At 68.0% G+C, this 17,803-nt stretch carries 20 protein-coding genes and 1 tRNA gene; 17 read left to right on the top strand and 4 right to left on the bottom strand.

Annotated features, from left to right (window positions below; genetic code table 11):
• Positions 1-11: 11 nt before the first annotated feature.
• Positions 12-983, bottom strand: a complete 972-nt coding sequence (locus tag BM424_RS20200) for an SAM-dependent methyltransferase (RefSeq protein ID WP_093420422.1) — start codon at positions 981-983, stop codon at positions 12-14.
• 130 nt (positions 984-1,113) lie between these two features.
• Here BM424_RS20200 and BM424_RS20205 point away from each other — a divergent pair.
• Positions 1,114-1,187, top strand: a tRNA-Pro gene (locus BM424_RS20205).
• A 206-nt stretch (positions 1,188-1,393) separates the two neighbouring features.
• Here the strand turns inward: BM424_RS20205 and BM424_RS28945 are convergent.
• The gene (locus BM424_RS28945; protein ID WP_175548184.1) at positions 1,394-2,242 is read right to left on the bottom strand and encodes a hypothetical protein; all 849 of its coding nucleotides are present in this window, start codon (positions 2,240-2,242) and stop codon (positions 1,394-1,396) included.
• On the opposite strand from BM424_RS28945, the gene BM424_RS29240 reads away from it, so the two are divergent.
• From BM424_RS29240 to BM424_RS20275, 13 genes are all read left to right on the top strand, one after another.
• On the top strand, positions 2,233-2,511 hold the full coding sequence (locus BM424_RS29240; protein WP_217649769.1) for a hypothetical protein: 279 nt from the start codon (positions 2,233-2,235) through the stop codon (positions 2,509-2,511). The two genes, BM424_RS28945 and BM424_RS29240, sit on opposite strands and share 10 nt — an antisense overlap.
• A 337-nt stretch (positions 2,512-2,848) precedes the next feature.
• A complete protein-coding gene (locus BM424_RS20220; protein WP_093420424.1) occupies positions 2,849-3,838 on the top strand; it encodes a substrate-binding domain-containing protein in 990 nt (329 codons plus the stop codon).
• A 47-nt stretch (positions 3,839-3,885) separates the two neighbouring features.
• On the top strand, positions 3,886-5,382 hold the full coding sequence (locus BM424_RS20225; protein ID WP_093420426.1) for a sugar ABC transporter ATP-binding protein: 1,497 nt from the start codon (positions 3,886-3,888) through the stop codon (positions 5,380-5,382).
• A gap of 19 nt (positions 5,383-5,401) precedes the next feature.
• Positions 5,402-6,403, top strand: a complete 1,002-nt coding sequence (locus BM424_RS20230) for an ABC transporter permease (protein ID WP_093420428.1) — start codon at positions 5,402-5,404, stop codon at positions 6,401-6,403.
• A complete protein-coding gene (locus BM424_RS20235) occupies positions 6,403-7,491 on the top strand; it encodes a zinc-dependent alcohol dehydrogenase family protein (RefSeq protein WP_093420431.1) in 1,089 nt (362 codons plus the stop codon). The genes BM424_RS20230 and BM424_RS20235 overlap by 1 nt, the downstream gene beginning before the upstream one ends.
• Complete coding sequence (locus tag BM424_RS20240) at positions 7,488-8,573, top strand: DUF4380 domain-containing protein (RefSeq protein WP_175548185.1); 1,086 nt, start codon at positions 7,488-7,490, stop codon at positions 8,571-8,573. The genes BM424_RS20235 and BM424_RS20240 overlap by 4 nt, the downstream gene beginning before the upstream one ends.
• Complete coding sequence (locus BM424_RS20245) at positions 8,570-9,325, top strand: SDR family NAD(P)-dependent oxidoreductase (protein ID WP_093420435.1); 756 nt, start codon at positions 8,570-8,572, stop codon at positions 9,323-9,325. The genes BM424_RS20240 and BM424_RS20245 overlap by 4 nt, the downstream gene beginning before the upstream one ends.
• Positions 9,326-9,350: 25 nt before the next feature.
• Positions 9,351-10,067 carry a FadR/GntR family transcriptional regulator gene (locus BM424_RS20250; protein WP_093420437.1) on the top strand — a complete coding sequence of 239 codons (717 nt, stop codon included), beginning with the start codon at positions 9,351-9,353 and terminating at the stop codon, positions 10,065-10,067.
• Complete coding sequence (dgoD, locus tag BM424_RS20255) at positions 10,064-11,209, top strand: galactonate dehydratase (RefSeq protein ID WP_093420439.1); 1,146 nt, start codon at positions 10,064-10,066, stop codon at positions 11,207-11,209. The genes BM424_RS20250 and dgoD overlap by 4 nt, the downstream gene beginning before the upstream one ends.
• 11 nt (positions 11,210-11,220) lie before the next feature.
• Entirely contained in the window at positions 11,221-11,844 is a 624-nt protein-coding gene (locus BM424_RS20260) for a bifunctional 4-hydroxy-2-oxoglutarate aldolase/2-dehydro-3-deoxy-phosphogluconate aldolase (RefSeq protein WP_093420441.1), read from the top strand.
• A complete protein-coding gene (locus BM424_RS20265) occupies positions 11,841-12,755 on the top strand; it encodes a sugar kinase (protein WP_093420443.1) in 915 nt (304 codons plus the stop codon). The genes BM424_RS20260 and BM424_RS20265 overlap by 4 nt, the downstream gene beginning before the upstream one ends.
• On the top strand, positions 12,752-13,603 hold the full coding sequence (locus tag BM424_RS20270; RefSeq protein WP_245776003.1) for an SMP-30/gluconolactonase/LRE family protein: 852 nt from the start codon (positions 12,752-12,754) through the stop codon (positions 13,601-13,603). The genes BM424_RS20265 and BM424_RS20270 overlap by 4 nt, the downstream gene beginning before the upstream one ends.
• A gap of 185 nt (positions 13,604-13,788) precedes the next feature.
• Positions 13,789-14,202, top strand: coding sequence for a pyridoxamine 5'-phosphate oxidase family protein (locus tag BM424_RS20275; RefSeq protein WP_093420446.1), 414 nt, complete (start codon positions 13,789-13,791; stop codon positions 14,200-14,202).
• A gap of 396 nt (positions 14,203-14,598) precedes the next feature.
• On the opposite strand, the gene BM424_RS20280 is transcribed toward BM424_RS20275, so the two are convergent.
• Positions 14,599-14,823 (bottom strand): hypothetical protein, encoded by a 225-nt coding sequence (locus BM424_RS20280; RefSeq protein ID WP_093420448.1) that lies wholly within the window; start codon positions 14,821-14,823, stop codon positions 14,599-14,601.
• Positions 14,824-14,905: 82 nt separating this feature from the next.
• On the opposite strand from BM424_RS20280, the gene BM424_RS20285 reads away from it, so the two are divergent.
• Positions 14,906-15,502, top strand: coding sequence for a TetR/AcrR family transcriptional regulator (locus tag BM424_RS20285; protein WP_175548186.1), 597 nt, complete (start codon positions 14,906-14,908; stop codon positions 15,500-15,502).
• A 99-nt stretch (positions 15,503-15,601) separates the two neighbouring features.
• Here the strand turns inward: BM424_RS20285 and BM424_RS28450 are convergent, their stop codons facing one another.
• Complete coding sequence (locus BM424_RS28450; protein ID WP_139274109.1) at positions 15,602-15,868, bottom strand: alpha/beta fold hydrolase; 267 nt, start codon at positions 15,866-15,868, stop codon at positions 15,602-15,604.
• Between the two features lie 810 nt (positions 15,869-16,678).
• Here BM424_RS28450 and BM424_RS20290 point away from each other — a divergent pair.
• Both BM424_RS20290 and BM424_RS20295 read left to right on the top strand, forming a co-directional pair.
• The gene (locus tag BM424_RS20290) at positions 16,679-17,554 is read left to right on the top strand and encodes an ACP S-malonyltransferase (RefSeq protein ID WP_093420453.1); all 876 of its coding nucleotides are present in this window, start codon (positions 16,679-16,681) and stop codon (positions 17,552-17,554) included.
• Positions 17,555-17,557: 3 nt separating this feature from the next.
• Positions 17,558-17,803: a phosphopantetheine-binding protein gene (locus BM424_RS20295; RefSeq protein ID WP_093420455.1), complete on the top strand. Its 246-nt coding sequence runs from the start codon at positions 17,558-17,560 to the stop codon at positions 17,801-17,803.

The raw sequence follows: 17,803 nt of genomic DNA on the forward strand, positions 1-17,803 counted from the left end.
CCGAGGTTGCGCTAGCGGGTCTTCTCGCTGATCGCGTACCAGGCGTAGGGGCGCATCTTCTCGGATTCGGCGACGTCCTCCGGGCAGGTGATCATGTCCGGCCGGTACTCGGGCAGCTGCGCCACGCCCGGCCCGAGCAGCCGCCAGTCCTCGCCGATCCCCTCGAACCAGGCGGTGAGGGTGGGCCGGTCCCGCAGCCACAGCGGGTTGGGGGTCACGTCGCACTCGGTCCGGAACCGCTCCATCGCCGCCCGCGCCTGCGGGTCGGGCACGTCGGAGGCGAAGTGGGTGACGGCGATCCGCGAACCCGCGGCGAGCTTGCCCGCGTAGCGCCGCAGCACCCCGGGGACGTCGCCATCCGGGCCGATGAACTGCAGCACCGACACGGCCAGCAGGCACACCGGCTGGTTCAGGTCCAGCAACCGCTGGGTGGCGCAGTCGTCGAGCACCTCGCGCCAGTTCAGCAGGTCCTCCTGCACGACCCCGGCCCACTCGACGTCCTGCAGCTTGACGCGCGTGTGCGCGGCGGCCACGGGCTCGCAGTCGACGTAGACCACGCGCACCGGTTCGTCGGCGTGGTCCTGCAGGATCTCGTGCACGTTGCCCATGGTGGGGATGCCCGAGCCCAGGTCGAGGAACTGCCGGATCCCGGCGTCGTAGGCGTCGAGCACGGCCCGCCGCAGGAACGCCCGGTTCTGCCGAGCCACCCCCGCGATCTGCGGCCACATGCCCATCAGCCGCTCGCCGAAGATCCGGTCGATGGCCCAGTGCGCGGTCCCGCCCAGGAACCAGTCGTAGATCCGCCCGGGGTTCGGACGGCTCACGTCCAACCCCGCCGCGTCACGTGACTGCTCGACCACCGGCGACCCCCTGCCTTCGAACGCGTACCCCGGAATGATCGCATCCCGACCCCGCCAACAGGAGGCGGGACAGGCCGGAAAAGGGACGGAGGCCCACAACCGGACCAAACGGAACTCGATCATCAATCTAGCGGCGAGCAGCCGCTCCAGGGGCGCCGAAAAGGGTCCTGACCTGCTTAAATGGCCTTAAGTGGGCCCCCATGATCAGCCCCGGAACCGTGGGGTAAGCTATTGGCACACCCCACGGGGTGGCCGGGACGTAGCGCAGCTTGGTAGCGCACTTGACTGGGGGTCAAGGGGTCGTGGGTTCGAATCCCGCCGTCCCGACGGCCGAAACAGCCCGCTGGCTATGCGCGTAAGCGCAGGTTAGCGGGCTTTTTCGTGTTCGGGTGCGGATCTTGTGGTGGTCGGCTCCGCAAGATCGTTCGGCCCGTCCTGGAGCGAATCAGGAGCGAGCGGGCTCCAACTTTTTCTGATCATCCAAATGGGGTCGCGTTAGCCGGTCACCCAGTGAGGTGATCTTTCAAGATTCGTCAGCGGTCGCCAGTTGTCGCGGAGTGCTGCCAACGACATCGCTTCCGTTGCTTGCGGTTGTTGCGGGTTCGAACCGTTTGGTGCCTGTTGCGGTCGGTTTGTGGTCGTGAGGTGGTCTTGGCGTCTGAACGGCACGGTTGGTTACCGGTCGCCGCAGCGATGCAGTTCGACTTGGTTGGCGCTGTTCGCTCGATTTGTCCGTGTTGGAAGACGCGGTGCGCGGGTAGCCCCGGCGAACTGAGGCCGTCGATGGTGGGGCCTGAGATGAGGCCGGTGTATCGCGCCGTTGGCGGTCTGGTCACCCCGTGGAGCGGTATCGCTGGAATCGGGTGCGGGCAGCGGCGCAGTTTCGGTGGTGTTGGGGTACGGGGCGGCAGCGGCGTTTCCGGCAACTCACTGCCGAGTGCCTGGTTGACCGGCCGACTCTTCTCGTACCAGAACGCGACTGGACGGAACTCGTTGTCGTGACTCGTGTTGATGTAGCCGACGAGCTCGACTCGCTCGCCGTCACGCAGTGGCTGATCCAGACCCCACCTTCCCGTGTAGCTCGGCGGCGCGATGACGACCTCCAACCCGTTGTGCGAGCCGCTGTACGACGGTGCAACGTTGAACGGGCCGCTGTCTTCGGGGGCCTGCAACTCTTCCGGCAGTTCCCGCTTGGGCGAGCCAGCAGGAAGATCGCGGTCAACGGTCACCGTGAAGAAGGAATGTGGCTCGCCCCGGCGAACCTGCGAGACGGTGCCCGCCACGTAGTAGAGGCGATCGGTGTCGAAGTCGTCCCAGCCGTGATGCGCCTGCGCAGGCGCCGCGGTGAGCAGCAGTGTTGCGGAGGCCACCGATGCGATCACCAGCCCGCCGTGCCGGGCGCACCGGCGGGGCGCTCAACTTCATCGGGAACCTGTCGTCGATCGCGACCCCGATCGTGATCGGTTTCCTGGTCACCGACGAGAGCTTCACCCCGGCGTTCGGCTACATGCCCGCGATCACCGTCGCCGGGATCCTCCTGTCGTATGCGTTCCTGGTCGGCAGGGTTGAGCGGGTTCCCGAACGGATCGTGATCGATTGGGAGCTGCTGATCACGACGTGCCAGCTCGTCACACAGCGCGTACGTGCCTAGCGGTTCGCCACGTCCTCATTCTCATCGCGGGGTGGCCGTGCGTGGTTCGGGTGGCCGACTTCTCGAACGCAGCGATGGTGGGCAGGTGCCCATCGCAGGCGTATGTGCGGTGTACAAGTCAGGTGTTCATGGTGAGTGCAAGGTTCTCGATCAACTTCAAGGCTCTGCCGTGCACCGTTGATGTCAATGGTGGTGTCAGTGGGGACTGAAATCGGAGTCAGTAGGTATTAATTATTAATTAATCTTGACTTGGGTGGGTGTCCCGAACGAGACTTCTCAACCGCAAGCGGTGCGGCTTTCTACCAGCCGTACGGGACGTGGTGGCGAGGAGAGATCGATGGGCGCAACGAGGCGCAGCCGGATCGGCCTGGTGCTGTTCGCGGTGGTGCTGCTCGGTTTGGTCGCGGGATGCGGTGGCAGGGTGGGAGAGAACGGGCGGATCGGTGTGGTCTACATGGACGCCCAGGGCTTCTACGCCGGAGTTCGCGTCGGCATGCAGCAGGCGGCGACCGCGCAGGGTGACGCCCCGCAGCTGCTCCAGATCAATGCCCAGGGCGATGCGTCGATGGAGAGCACCTTCATCGACCAGGTCAGCGCGGCGAAGGTCGACGCGTTGATCCTGTCACCGGCCTCGGCCAGCGCGTCGGTGCCCGCGATCAAGCTCGCGCACCGCAGCGGTATCCCCGTGGTCTGCTACAACACCTGCATCACCGAGGAGAGCGCGCGGCAGTACGTTTCCGCCTACGTCCTGGGTGATCCCATCGAATTCGGCCGCATGCTGGGGAACCGCGCAGCCGAGCACTTCCGGTCCGTCGGCAAGCCCGATCCCCGAATCGCGGTCGTCAATTGCGAGTTCGTCGAGGTCTGCATTCAGCGCCGACAAGGCTTCGAGCAGGCGTTGAAGGAACAGTTCCCCGGTGCCACGATCGTCGCCAACCAAGAGGGCTCGACGATCGACGAGGCGGTCGACGTCGCCGAGCGCATCCTCACCGCCCACCCGGACGTCGACGCGTTCTACGGCGAGGCCGGTGGAGCGACGATGGGCGCGGTGCGCGCTGTGCAGGCCCGCGGAAAGGTCGGGCAGACGGTCGTGTTTGGCAGCGACATGTCCACCGAGGCCGCTCAGGAGCTCGCTGACGGCAAGGTTCTCAAGGGAGTCGTGGACATCTCGGGCATCGCCGTCGGCGAGCTCGCCGGGAAGGCCGCCGGCGAGATCCTCCGGGGCGATTCCCCCTCCTACCACGTGGTGCCCGCTCCGATCGATCTCTACGGCACCTCGGAGCAGGGACGGGCCTGGTTGACCGCGCACCCGGACGGTGTCCCGTGACCGACCTCCGCCCAGATCGGAAATCCGAACGAGCGCAGGGAGAAGCAGTGGTCGACAGCCCCGTCGTCGTGGTCAGCGGCGTGACCAAGCACTACCAGGGCGTCCGCGCGCTGACGGACGCCGACCTGAGCATCGCACCAGGGGAGATCCGCGCCCTGCTGGGGCGCAACGGTGCCGGCAAGTCCACCCTCATCCGGGCTCTGTCCGGTGTGGAGCGCGCCGATCGCGGAACCATCGCGGTGCGCGGTGAGGAACTCGGGGACGGCGGAGTTCGTCGGTCGACAGAGCTCGGAATCAGCACGGTGCACCAGGAGCTGAGCCTGGTGGCGGAGCTGAGCGTGGCGGAGAACCTCTACCTCGGCCGGTGGCCGCGACGTGGTGGCGCCGTCGACTTCGCGGCCATGCGGGAGGGTGCGGCCGAGGTGTTCGACCGGCTCGGCCTGGACATCGACCCGGCCGCGTCGGTCGAAACCCTGTCGCTGGCGAGTCGGCAGCTCGTGGAGATCTGCCGGGCGCTGCTGGAACAGCCCCGGTTGCTCATCCTCGACGAACCGACGAGCGCACTCGCGGCCCAAGAGGTGACCGTCGTGCTTGACACCGTCACCCGCATCGCCGAGCAGGGCGTGGCCGTGATCTACGTCAGCCATCGGCTCGAGGAGATCCGCAAGATCGCCCACAGCGCCACCGTCATGCGCGACGGCCGGATCGTCGACACCGTCGACGTCCAGCAGGCCGATACGGCGACGATCGTCGCGCTGATGCTGGGCGAGTCCGCGGTGGCGGCCGAACGACCACCAGTGCGCGCGGTCGACCGGACCGTCGACGCCCTGCTGACGGTGCGGGGACTGGCGATGCCGCCGAAGGTCGTCGACGTGTCCTTCGAGGTCTACCCGGGCGAGATCGTGGGCCTCGGCGGGCTGATGGGGTCGGGCCGCACCGAGGTCCTGCGGGCCATCGCCGGGTTCAGCCCGGTGGCCGGTGGTGCGATCAGCGTTGATGGGCGTGACATCGGCGCCGCGACACCGGCGGTGCGCAAAAAGTTGGGGATCGGCATGACGCCCGAGGATCGCAAGGGCGAGGGCGTGGTGCCGTTGCTCGGCGTGCACGAGAACCTCGTGCTATCCGAGTTCGGCAAGGTCAGTTCGGGGCCGACCGTCTCGCCCGGGCGCGTTCGGCGGGCCGCCGAGAACCTCATCGCGCGCTTGTCGATCGCCACGGCCTCCCCGCTCACGCCGATCGTGAACCTCAGCGGCGGCAACCAACAGAAGGCCGTGATCGGTCGATGGCTGCACGCCGGCAGCCGGATCCTGCTTCTGGACGAGCCGACCCGCGGCGTCGACGTGCAGGCGAAGGCCGAGATCTACGACTTGGTGCGCGCTCTCGCCGATGAGGGCGCTGGGGTCGTGTTCGTCTCCGGCGAGCTCGAAGAGCTCCCGCTGGTGTGCGACCGGGTGCTCGCGCTGCGCGGTGGGCGCGTCGTGGACGAACTGATCGGCGAGGAACTGACCACGGATTCCGTGCTCGCCGCGGCGATGGCGGCTTGAGAGACGACAAGGACGACAAATGACCGTGACACAGACGTTGCCGGAACAGCGGCGCAGCGCGGGCGGGGTGCTCGCCGGACGCTCGCTCAACGAAATCGGCCTGATCGCCGCGATCCTGGTGCTCTACGTGGTACTGGGCAGCACGGCGGCCGGGTTCCTGAGCTTGGACAACCAGCTGGGGATGCTGCGCGACGCCGCCACCGTGGGCATCGCGGCGTGGGGCGTCACGCTGGTGATCATCGCCGGTGAGATCGACATCAGCATTGGCCCGGCTGTGGCCTTCGCTTCCGTGCTCGTGGCCAAAGGGGCGTCGGAGTGGGGTCTGGGTGTGGTCCCCGCGGTGCTGGTGACTTTGGCGGCCGGCGCGGTCTGGGGCGCGCTGGCGGGCTGGTTGCGGGCCCGGTTCGACGTGCCCTCGTTCATCGCCACTCTCGGAATCTGGAGCGCCCTGGGCGGTCTCGGCCTGTACATGACCGACGCGCTTCCGGTCGTGCTCCCGGAGAGCGGGCTCTTCGAGGTGCTCGGCGGCGCGATTCTCGGCATCCCGACGTCTGCGATCGTGATGGTGGTCCTGTTCGCGGCCTTCACCTACATCGCGCACTACACGCCCTACGGACGTTCGGTGTACGCCGTCGGCGGCAACGCCCCGGCCGCCCGGATGGCCGGCATCAACCTCGCCAAGATCCGGGTGCTGCTGTTCGCGACGACGGGTCTGCTGGCCGCGATCACCGGAGTGCTGCTGGCCGCGCGGCTCGGTTCGGGCAACGGCGGTGCGGCCTCGGGGCTGGAGTTCGACGTGATCGCCGCCGTCGTCATCGGCGGAACGGCCCTGGCGGGTGGGCGAGGTTCGATGCTCGGAACGCTGCTGGGCGTCATCTTCATCACCGTCATCGGAAACGGCTTGGTGCTGCTGGGCGTGGACTCGTTTCTGCAGAACGTCGTGCGCGGCGTGATCATCGTCGTGGCGGTCCTGGTCAACGTCATCATCACCAAGCGCACGCGTGCCACGAGGGAGAGCTGATGAACGAGCGCAGGACGATGCTGGGCGCGTACTTGCCGGGGGATTCGACAGCGGTGCTGCGCGAACTCGACGTGCCGCGACCGGGCCCGAACCAGGTGCTGGTCGAGGTCGGTGCGTCGGGCATCTGCGGGTCCGACATCGGCTACATCTACCACGAGCACAAGGGGCATCGCGGAGTCGACGGAGCGGCTTATCGCGGAGTGGTCGCCGGCCACGAACCGGCCGGCCGCGTCGTGGCATCCGGTCCCGGGTGCAAGCGGTTCGGCGAGGGCGATCGGGTGATCGTCTACCACATCGCCGGTTGCGGGCTGTGCGAGAACTGCCGCCGTGGCTACTTCATCAGTTGCAGCGCGGAGGAGCGGCAGGCGTACGGGTGGCAGCGCGACGGGGGCCACGCCCGGTACGTGCTGGCGGAGGAGGCGACCTGCGTACCGCTACCGGACGCGTTGTCCTACGTGGACGGTGCGTTGATCGCCTGCGGGTTCGGCACGGCCTACGAAGGGCTGCGTCGCATCGGTGTCAACGGCGACGGCGACCTCCTGGTCGTCGGGCTCGGACCAGTCGGGTTGGCCGCCGGGATGATCGGCAAGGGCATGGGGGCGCGCACGATCGTGGGCGTCGAGGTCTCGCCGCAACGCCGGGCGTGGGCGGAGAAGCTCGGGGTCTTCGACGCGACCGTCGAACCGGCTGAGTCGGCCGAGGACACCGCCGCGCTCGTCGCCGATGTGCTGGGCGCGCCCGGTGCGAGCACCACGATTGACTGCTCAGGTTCGCGTGCGGGCCGCTCCGCCGCGATCGCCGGTGCTGCGGAATGGGGCAGGGTCTCCCTGGTCGGTGAGGGCGGCACCCTGGAGACCGAGGTGTCGGACGCCTTGCTGCACAAGCAGCTGACGCTGCACGCGTCGTGGGTGACCTCGCTGGTGGCCATGACCGAGCTGGCCGAGAACCTCGCCCGCTGGGGAATCCGCCCGCAGGACGTGGTCAGCGACCGCTTCGCCCTGGACGACGTCGACGAGGCGTACCGGCTCGCCGCAGGTGCCAGCCAGGGCAAGGTCGTGCTGCTCCCGTCACCGGAGCTGCGCACGTGAGCGCGCCGCACGTCGAGCGCAGTCCCGACGGTGAGGTGCTGTGGCTCGGCAACGGTCTGCTGACCCTCGGCCTGGTGCCGAGGCTCGGCGGACGGCTGCTCTCGTTGTCCGGTGCGGACGGGCGAGAACAGCTGTGGCGCAATGACGAACTGCTCACCAGCGACCTCGTTCCGCGGCGGGAGCACCGTCCGCATTCCGGCGAGCTCGGCGACTGGGTGAACTACGGGGGCGACAAGACCTGGCCCGCCCCGCAGGGGTGGGAGCACAGCGCGCAGTGGGCCGGCCCGCCGGACCCGGTGCTCGACTCCGGCCGCTACGAGCCGGAGATCGAGGTCGGTGAGGACCTGGCGGTGGTGACGCTCACCAGTGGCGATGACCCTCGCACGGGTCTGCGGTTCGCGCGGCGGTTCGAGCTGCGGCGAGGTCGCTGCTCGTATCGGCTGGAGCTGACCGCGATCAACACGAGTCAACGCGATGTCCGGTGGTCGTTGTGGAACGTCACCCAGCTCGCCGGTGACGGTGCGGGAGGTACGTACGTGTCGAGTGCCGCGGAGGTGACCGATCTGCTCGCGGGGACCGGGTACCCGAAGTGGACGGCGGAGGACGGTCGCGTGCACGTGCCCCATCAGGACGTGGTCGGCAAGCTCGGTTTCCCCGCAGCCGAAGGTTGGCTGGCCCACGTCGGACCGGGCGCCACGCTGACCCAGTCTTTCGCCGTTGATCGCGAGGCGGAATACCCGGACGGCGGCTCGCGCGTCGAGGTGTGGATGGAGCACCCGTTGCCCGAGCCGCTGGCGGCCCTGGGTGATCTCGATCCGCCTGCCCGCATCGTGGAGTGCGAGGTGCTCGGGCCGCTGACCGCCCTCGCGCCAGGTGAACGAACGACGCTGACCCTCGACTGCGCTGTCACGGCGGGGGACCAGCCCGTTCGGCGCGTGAACGAGTGGGGGCACTGGACCGACGACGAGTTCGTCCCCCACGCCGACGGTGTGATCGAGGCAGCGGAACGGGTCGAGGTGCGTGCGGGTCGGCCGGTTGCGCTCCCGCCAGGGCAGTGGGAATTCGTGGAGGTGAACCGATGAGCGAACGGCTCGACGACCGAGTTGCGATCGTCACCGGCGGCGCGCAGGGCATCGGTGCGGCGACCGCCGGCAGGCTCGCCGCCGACGGCGCGGCGGTGGCGATCCTCGACGTCTCCGATGGCGCTGATGACGTCGCCGCGGAGATCAACGCCGCAGGTGGGCGGGCGCTCGCGGTGCGCTGCGACGTCAGTTCCGAACGGGAGTGGGCCGCGGCGGTGGACAGCTGCCGCGAGGAGCTCGGTCCGGTCGACGTGCTGGTCAGCAACGCCTACGTGGTTGACGTGCTGCCTGCGCACGAGACGAGCCTGGCGTCGTGGGAACGGCAGCTGTCGGTGAACCTGACCGGCACCTTCCTCGGTTTCCGGGCGTGCTTGCCCGATCTCGAGCGCGATCGGAACGGTTCCGTGGTGCTGACCTCGTCGGTGCACGCGCTCGTCGGGCTTCCGGGACGGCCGGCCTACGCCGCGAGCAAGGCCGCGCTCACCGGTCTCACCAGGCAGCTCGCCGTGGAGTACGGGACGTCGTTGCGGGTGAACTCGGTGTTGCCCGGACCGGTGCTGACCGCTGCGTGGGACGACATCGACGAGGCCGACAGGCGGCGCAGCGCCGAGGAGACCGCGGTCAAGCGCCTCGGTGACCCGTCGGAGGTCGCTGCGGCCATCGCCTTCCTGGCTTGCGACGATGCCTCTTTCGTGACCGGGACGGCGTTGACCGTCGACGGCGGGTGGAGCGTCTACAAGATGTCGTCATGACCGCGGCATCGAGGAGGAATGGGACATGAACGCCTACAGCGGGCGAGGCGTGCACGGGCAGACTGTGTCGACGCTGGGGGCGCGCATCGTGGCCGGGGACATCGCGGTGGGCGAGGTGATCGACCTCGGTGAGCTCGGTCGTGAGCTGGACGTGAGTATGACGGTCCTGCGGGAGGCCACCAAGGTGCTGGCCGCCAAGGGACTCGTCGAGGCGCGGCAGAAGCGCGGCACCTACGTGCGCGCCCGAGAGCACTGGAACCTGCTGGACAGCGACGTCATCCGGTGGCGTAGCGAAACAGGCGACACGGCAGAGGTTCTGCGGGACCTGGCCGAGGTGCGCGCGGTCGTCGAACCGGCGGCCGCGGCGATGGCCGCCCAGCGCCGCCAGGACAGCGATCTCTCCGAGCTGGACGCCGCGCTGGAGGACATGAGACGGGCCGCGGGTCCGGAGGCCGAGGTCGCCGCCGACCTCAGGTGGCACCGGGCCATGCTGCGGGCCACGCACAACGACATGCTCGCGCGGATGGACGTCTTCATCGAACCGGCGCTGCGGTTGCGGGACGCGCTCGTGCACGGCGCCAGCGCGGACGATCCCGTGCCGAGTCACGCCGAAGTGGTCGAGGCGGTGCGCCGGGGGGACGCCGATGCCGCTGCTGCTGCGGTGGCATCGCTGCTGGACAAGGCCTCCCACGACGTCGCGGACGTCATCGGTACTGGAGAGAAAGAGATGCAACGCGAGTGAAGATCACATCTGTGGAGACGTTCCTGGTCCCACCCCGATGGTTGTTCTGCCGAGTGGCGACCGACGAGGGCATCGTCGGCTGGGGCGAGCCGGTGGTGGAGGGACGCGCGGAAACCGTACGCGCCGCCGTGGATGAGCTGTCGGACCTGCTGCTGGGCTGCGACCCGAGCCGGATCGAGGACCTGTGGCAGCTGATGACCAAAGCCGCGTTCTACCGGGGAGGTCCGGTGCTCTCCAGCGCGGTCGCCGGACTGGACCAGGCGCTGTGGGACATCCTCGGCAAGTCGCTGGGAGTTCCGGTGCACCAGTTGCTGGGCGGGGCTGTCCGCGACGAGGTGCGGATCTACGGGTGGATCGGTGGTGACGAGCCTGACCAGGTCGCTGACGCGGCCGCAGCGCAGGTCGAAGCCGGACTGACCGCCGTGAAGATGAACGCCTCCGGTCGCGCGAGCCGGATGCCGACGCGCGCGGAGACCGACGAAGTGGTCTCCCGCGTCGCCGCGGTGCGCGAGGTCCTCGGTGACTCCCGTGATGTGGCCGTGGACTTCCACGGCCGCTTCGGCGCGGCCGCCGCGCGCCGCGTGTTGCCCGAACTGGCACCGCTGCACCCGCTGTTCGCCGAGGAGCCCGTGCTGCCGGATTACCCGCACGCGTTGCGGGACGTGGTCACGGCCAGCCCGGTGCCGATCGCGTCTGGGGAGCGCCTGTACTCGCGCACGGAGTTCCTGGCCCCGCTGCAAGCGGGCATCGCGGTCGCCCAGCCGGATCTGTCCCACGCAGGGGGCATCTCGGAGGTGCGTCGGATCGCGTCGCTGGCCGAGACCTTCGACGCCCTGCTCGCACCCCACTGCCCGCTGGGACCGCTCGCGCTCGCGGCGAGCCTGCAAGTGGCGTTCGCGACCCCGAACTTCCTGATCCAGGAGCAGAGCATCGGCATCCACTACAACCGGGACGCCGAACTGCTCGACTACGTGCTCGACCGCGCCCCGTTCGCATTCCACGACGGCGCGATCCGGCGCTGGGAAGCACCGGGCCTGGGAGTGCAGATCGACGAGGACGCCGTGCGCCGCGCCGACACGCAGGGGCACCGCTGGCGTCCCCCGACCTGGCGGCACACGGACGGCTCGTTCGCGGAATGGTGAGGAGAAGCGGAATGGACTTGGCAGAACAGCTGGTGCGGCACCGGCTGATGGCGATCATCCGCGGCAGCGACCCGGCCGCGTGCGAGCGGACGGCCGAAGTGCTCGTCAACGCGGGGGTCCGGCTGCTCGAGGTCTCGCTGACCTCGACCGATGCGTTCGGTGTGCTCGTCCGCATCACCGATTCCCTGGGGGATGAGGCGTGCATCGGCGCGGGCACCGTGCTCAGCGCGGACGACGCGAAGAACGCCGGTGCGGCCGGTGCCCGCTTCGCCGTGACACCTGCGGCCTCCGATGGCGTGGGTGCAGCCGTGGAACTGGGGATGCCGGTGCTGGCCGGGGCGATGACTCCGTCGGAGGTGCTCGCCGCGCACCGGGCGGGAGCGGCTGCGGTGAAGCTGTTCCCGGCCGAGAGCTTGGGCCCGCGCTACCTCAAGGCGCTGGGCGACCCGTTCCCCGGTGTGGGGTTGGTGCCGGTCGGCGGGGTCGACCTCTCCGACGTGCCGCGCTACCTCGCCGCAGGTGCGCTGGCCGTCGGGGTCGGTAGCCCGCTCGCCGGGGACGCACCCCACGGCGGTGATCTCGCGGCGCTGCGGGAACGCGCCGGGCAGTACCTGGCGGCGGTGGGTGCGCGATGACCGTCGTGACGTTGGGCGAGACGATGATGGCTTTGCGCACCACGGGGCTCCTGCGGCTCGGCGGGAGTGCGCGCACGTCGATCGCCGGAGCCGAAACCACCGTCGCGATCGGGCTCTCCCGGCTGGGCCACTCCGCCAGGTGGGTGAGTCGTCTCGGTCGGGATGAACCGGGAGAGCTGATCCTGCGCACGTTGCGCGCGGAGGGCGTCGACGTGTCGGCGGTGTCACGCGACGATGCGCCCACCGGGTTGATCTTCTTCGAAGAACGGCTGCCGGACCTGGTCAGAGTGCAGTACTACCGCGCCAACTCGGCCGCCACGCGGCTCGGCCCGGACGACGTCCGCACGGCCGTGTCCGGCGACGTGAGTCTGGTGCACCTGAGTGGGATCACGGCCGGACTCGGCGAAGGTCCCCGTTCGGCGGTGGAAGCGGCGTTGGACATCGCGGCCGAACGCGGAGCCACGGTGTCGTTCGACATCAACTTCCGCTCGAAGTTGTGGTCACCCGAGACTGCGGCGGACGTGCTGACGCCGCTGATTCGCCGAGCCGACGTGGTCATCGGATCGACCGGCGAGCTCGACCTCGTCGGCGGTGTCGAGTCACTGCTCGCTGCAGGAGTGGGGGAGGTGGTGACCAAGCTGGGTGCCGGCGGCGCAGAATCCGCCACTGTGGACGGAAAGGTGAGCGCGCCGGGGAACCGGGTCGAGGTGGTGGACTCGATCGGAGCGGGCGACGCCTTCACCTCCGGTTACCTGTCGGCTTTTCTGGACGGTCTGCCCGCGCCCGAACGGCTCGCCCGCGGAAACGCCTGCGGCGCCTTCGCGGTCTCCACCTCGGGCGACTGGGAGGGGCTCCCGACCCGATCGGAACTGGCACTGCTCGACGTCGAGAAGGGGGAGGCGCTGCGGTGACGGAGTGGAACGCGTGGCCCGGCGAACGCTTCGACCTCGGCGAAGGAGTGCGCGTGGTCGACGGGCGTGTGGTGATGGTCGACATCCTCACCGGCCGTCTGTTCGAGCTGCCGAACGACGGCGGCCCACCACAGGTGATTGCCGAAATCGCGGAGCCGCTCGGGGCGGTTGCCCCGCGGCCCGGAGGAGGCTGGATCGCGGCCGCTGGAACCGGCATCGCCGTGCTCGGCTCCGAAATGCGGTGGCTGGCCGAGCTGGAGAGCAACTCGGGAATGCGGATGAACGACGGTGTCGCCGACCCGGCCGGTCGTTTTTGGGCCGGTTCCATGGCGTACGACAACACACCAGGAGCGGGCACCCTCTATCGCGTGGACCCGGACGGCACGACCAGTGTCGCAGTGCGGGGCTTGACCGTGCCGAACGGGCCAGCCTTCAGCGCGGACGGTTCTACGATGTACCTCGCCGACAGCGCAAAGGGGACGGTCTACCGGTACCGGGTTGATCCGAGCACCGGGACACTTCATGATCAACATATGTTCGCCTCCCTGGACCACGGCAGTCCAGACGGTATGACCGTGGACGCCGAGGGCTTCCTGTGGTCGGCAATCTGGGGAGCCGGACAGGTGCGCCGATACGCGCCGGACGGATCGGTGGATCAGGTCCTCGACGTCCCGTGCGCTCAGCCGACCAGTGTCTGCCTCACCGGAGACCATCTCATCGTCACCTCGGCGAACATCGGGATCGAAGTTCCCACCGCGTTCGACGGCGCCGTGTTGGCGGCGCCGTGCACTGTGGTTGGAACACCCACCCGCTTTGCCACCTGCGGAAACGACCCGAACACCTGCTGACGATGAGACGGACGTAGCTCGTCCGGCGGTTCGGGACCAGCCTCCTGACCAACGCCGCATGCGTCCGAGCAGGGCGGAACATCACGAGGCTGCAGGGCAGGGGAGAATCGGTGCGCGACTCCATGAGGTGGCCACCTCCTGCCGGAACGCGACGAGCTTGTGCACCACATGACGAAGCGGGATGCATGACGATCGATCCAGCCGCGACTGAGCCGAAGGACAGCCATTTTTGGCAGGAACGCAGGATCTGCTTCCTCGCCACGCAGCGCCCCGATGGCAGCCCGCACCTCGTCCCCGTCGGCGCCACCTTCGATGCTGAAACCGGCATCGCGCGCATCATCAGCAGCGCCGGAACCCGGAAGGTACGCAACGTTCTGGCGGCTGGCCCTGACGTGGTGGTCGCGGTCAGTCAGGTCGAAGGCAGGCGCTGGGGCACCCTCGAAGGCAAGGCGCTGATCAAAGACGATCCGGAATCCGTCGCCGAAGCTGAGCGGCGCTACGCACAGCGATACCGTCCGCCTCGCCCCAACCCCACACGAGTGGTCATCGAGATCACCGTCACCCGCGTCATGGGCAACGTGCGCACACCCGGTTGGTAACCGCCGCGCCAGGGAGGCTTGCGGGTCTGGAGCAGGAGTGAAACTGGAGCGAGCAGACGTCCGCAGCGTTGGCGAACTGCATCGAACTGCAGCGCCGAGAACGTAAGATAGTGCAGTTTCTCGATTATCGCTTCTGCCTGTCTCTTGTGGACGGCACTGGGGGTCAAGGCGTCGTGGGTTCGAATCCCGCCGTCCCGACCGGCAAGAGGGTTTCCGCAGGTCAGAGCCGGCGGGAACCCTCTTTTTGTGTTCTTGTTCAGCCTCCCGGAGTCAAGCACGCCGCTCATGGACACCTTGACTGCGGAGTTCTCGAATGGCCGTGTTTGATCTTGGGGAGCTCGGTCGGGCCTCTCGAGTGTTTGGAGATGCCTCAGGCTGTGGCGTGAGCGCCCGTATCTACCGACGATTTTTCGCTGATTCGAGCGCGAAGACCGTGATGACCGTGAGCGCCAGGACGGCAATCGGTGCGACGTAGTGGGACGTGCCGATTTCGTCGGGGAGGACCAGGGTCCACAGCATCGGGCCCCGGCCGAGGGTTAGCCCGGCCAACGGGATCACGCCCAGTGTCAGCCCGGCAAGCACGGCGAACCCCTGTGCGCTCTCCAGATTCTTCGCGTTCACAGCTTCCCCTTTTTGCAATGCGAGTGCATTGACGCGCCGAGGGTACATGGCGATGCACTCGCATTGCAATACGATGAGCCTCGTGCCGAAGATCGTGAACGTTGAAGAGCACCGGGCGCGGATCGCTGCCGCGGTGTGGCGTGTTGTCTCCGACCGGGGGCTCGATGCCGTGTCGCTGCGGTCCGTCGCTTCCGAGGCCAAGGTGTCGATGGGGCAGGTGCAGCACTACTTCGCGTCGAAGGACGACCTGCTGTACGCCGGGGTCAAGTACTCCTATGGGCTGATCGATCAGCACGTGGAACAACGGCTCGCCGAGTCAGAGGGCTCGCCCCGCGAGGTGATGCTCGCGATCTTGACCGTGCTTGTCGGCGAGGAGCCCGTGGTGCGGGACGCGATTCGCGTCAACATCGCCTTCGCGGCCCGCACCCAGAACGAGCCTCGGATCCAGGACCTGCTGACATCCGGCGACGACGAGATCGTCAATCTCTGCACGCAGGTCCTCGCCCAGGCGCAACGAGACGGCCGCCTGAGTTCCGATCTCGACCCCGTGACCGAAGCTCAACTCTTGTTCGGCCTGGCCACCGGACTCGGGACGCAGGTCGCGGTCTATGGGCGCAGCGCAGATCAAGCAATCGACGTGTTGACGTATCACCTGCGCAGGCTGGGCATCACGTCGTAGGAGCCCGGGCCGGCTCCCACGTCCACCACTGTTCGGGTCACCCGCGGCCTCGGCCAGGCCCATGCAGGGCAACCGACGATCGACCCGAGCGTCTTAAGGTCATGACAGACCGTAGTCCCGTTGCTGACAGCGAGCTGATGAGGTTCGCAATGACTGTTGTGCACGAGGCAGGGCAGTTGTCCGTCGACTACTGCGCCCGTTGCCGCGCCGGTCATAGCTGATCACCGTGAACTCATCGGCCAACAGGTCGGCGAGCGCGTCGAAATGGCCGCCGTCGCCTGTCGCACCCATGATCAGCAGGACGGGCGGCCCCGTCCCCCTGGTCTCGTAGTAGAGCGCGGTCCCGTTGACATCGATCGTTGGCACCTCTGCCCCCAGTCGGCTCGAGATGGGTCGTATCCCATGATGCCAGCAGGTACAAGTCTTCGGAATGCGGCTAGATACGCGCGCAAGGCCGACAGCGCGCTGAACATGGCGAATCTGGATGGGATCCTCCGGTCGCGTCGCTAATCCGAAGCCGTCTGGGCCTGGAGGGGCGCGGCGGGGTCGCTCTGATCCGCGACGCCGGCGTCGGCGCCCGCCGGAGGGCGTGAGTTGCAACGCTGGCGCGAGGTGGGTTGAGGGTTGTGTTCCTCGGGGTGTGCGAATTTCCCGTTTGGAAAAAGTTGTGGGGGAGCTGTATAAGGGTTCGGCTTTGGGGTCTGAATGTGGTGTTGGTTGGGGTTTTCGGGTCATCCTTTCGGGCGTTGCGTGGGGGATAACGGCGGTGTTATTTGCGGTTGGATTTTGTGCTGGTGGCGGTGATTCGGGTGGTTGGTTGTGGGGGTGTGAGTGAATCGTCCGCTAGTCGAAGGCGGCTAGGGAAACACCCAGAGTGGGTGTTCTGGGAAGTGGTGCTGGCCACTTGATCGGGATCTTGCGGGTGCTTGATCGGTTACTCTAGGTTGATCAACGAGCATGATTATCAGACGTTGACCTCGTGCGATCCGATCTAGCAGTTGCAGAGCGCGTTCGCGTGCCTGCTGGTCCTCGTAATTCCACGGCTCCGCATCCGCGTGTTCGCGGTGTGCTGGGTCGCGCAGTTGTGCGTGCAGTTGCAGTCATTCTTCGCCGGGCACATCGGAGTGCTGTTGGCGGCAATTCCGTGATGGGTAATTCCCCGAGTTGAGGATGAGTATGGTATTTGCGCTGCTCTTTCCCGGGCAGGGGGCGCAGTTCCGAGGAATGGGGAACGACCTGTTCCCGCGGTATCCCGGATTGACCCGGTTCGCCGCCGATGTGCTGGGGTACGACCTGGCCGCGCTGTGCCGCGACGACCCGGACGGGGTGCTGGCGCGGACCCGGTACACCCAGCCGGCGCTGTTCGTCGTCAACGCGCTGCACACCTTCGAGCGCGAGCACCACGAGCGGCGGCGGGCGGACTACTACCTCGGGCACAGCCTCGGCGAGTACAACGCGCTGCTGGCCGCCGGGGCCTTCGACTTCGAGACCGGGTTGCGGCTGGTCGCCAAGCGGGCCGAGCTGATGGACGCCGCCTCCGGGGGTGCCATGACCGCGGTGATGGACGCGCCCGAGGCCCGGTTGCGGGAGATCTTCGCTGAGCACGACGTGTCCGGTGTGGACGTCGCCGGGTACAACACCGATCAGCAGCTGGTGATCGCCGCGCCCGACGAGGTGCTGCGGGCCGCGCACGCCGCGCTGCAGGAGCACGGCGTGCGGTTCGCGCCGCTGCGGGTCAGCGCGCCCTTCCACTCCCGCTACATGGCTCCGGTGCGCGCGGAGTTCGAGGAGTTCCTGCGGGGTTTCACCTTCGACGTCCCGCACACGCCGGTCATCGCGAACACGACCGGACGCCCGCACCGGCCGGACGCGCTGGTCGCGGCGCTGGGCGAGCAGCTGGTGTCGCCGGTGCGCTGGACCGACAGCGTGCGGCACTTGCTCGGCGAGGACCCGGACCTGGAGTACGAGGAGATCGGCGGGCAGGCCGTGCAGCGCATGGTCGCCCGCATCCGCCAGGCGACGCCGGTCGCCACCACCGAGAGCAGGGAGTGAGCAGTGGACCGCACCACGAAGATTACGCAGTTCATCGAGGAGCGCTGCCTCGTCGAGTTCGGCACCGACGTGACCCCGCAGGACGACCTGTTCAAGACCGGTGTCCTGGACTCCTTCGGCTACGTGCAGCTGATGGCGTTCCTGGAGCAGGAGTTCGCGCTGGACATCGACCACGAGGACATGCTCACCAACGTCCTGGTCTCGCTGGAGTCCATCGACGGGTACGTGGCCGCGAAACTCGGGCAGTAA

Origin of the sequence: Saccharopolyspora flava (assembly GCF_900116135.1) — a bacterium.
Classification (GTDB): Bacteria; Actinomycetota; Actinomycetes; order Mycobacteriales; family Pseudonocardiaceae; genus Saccharopolyspora; species Saccharopolyspora flava.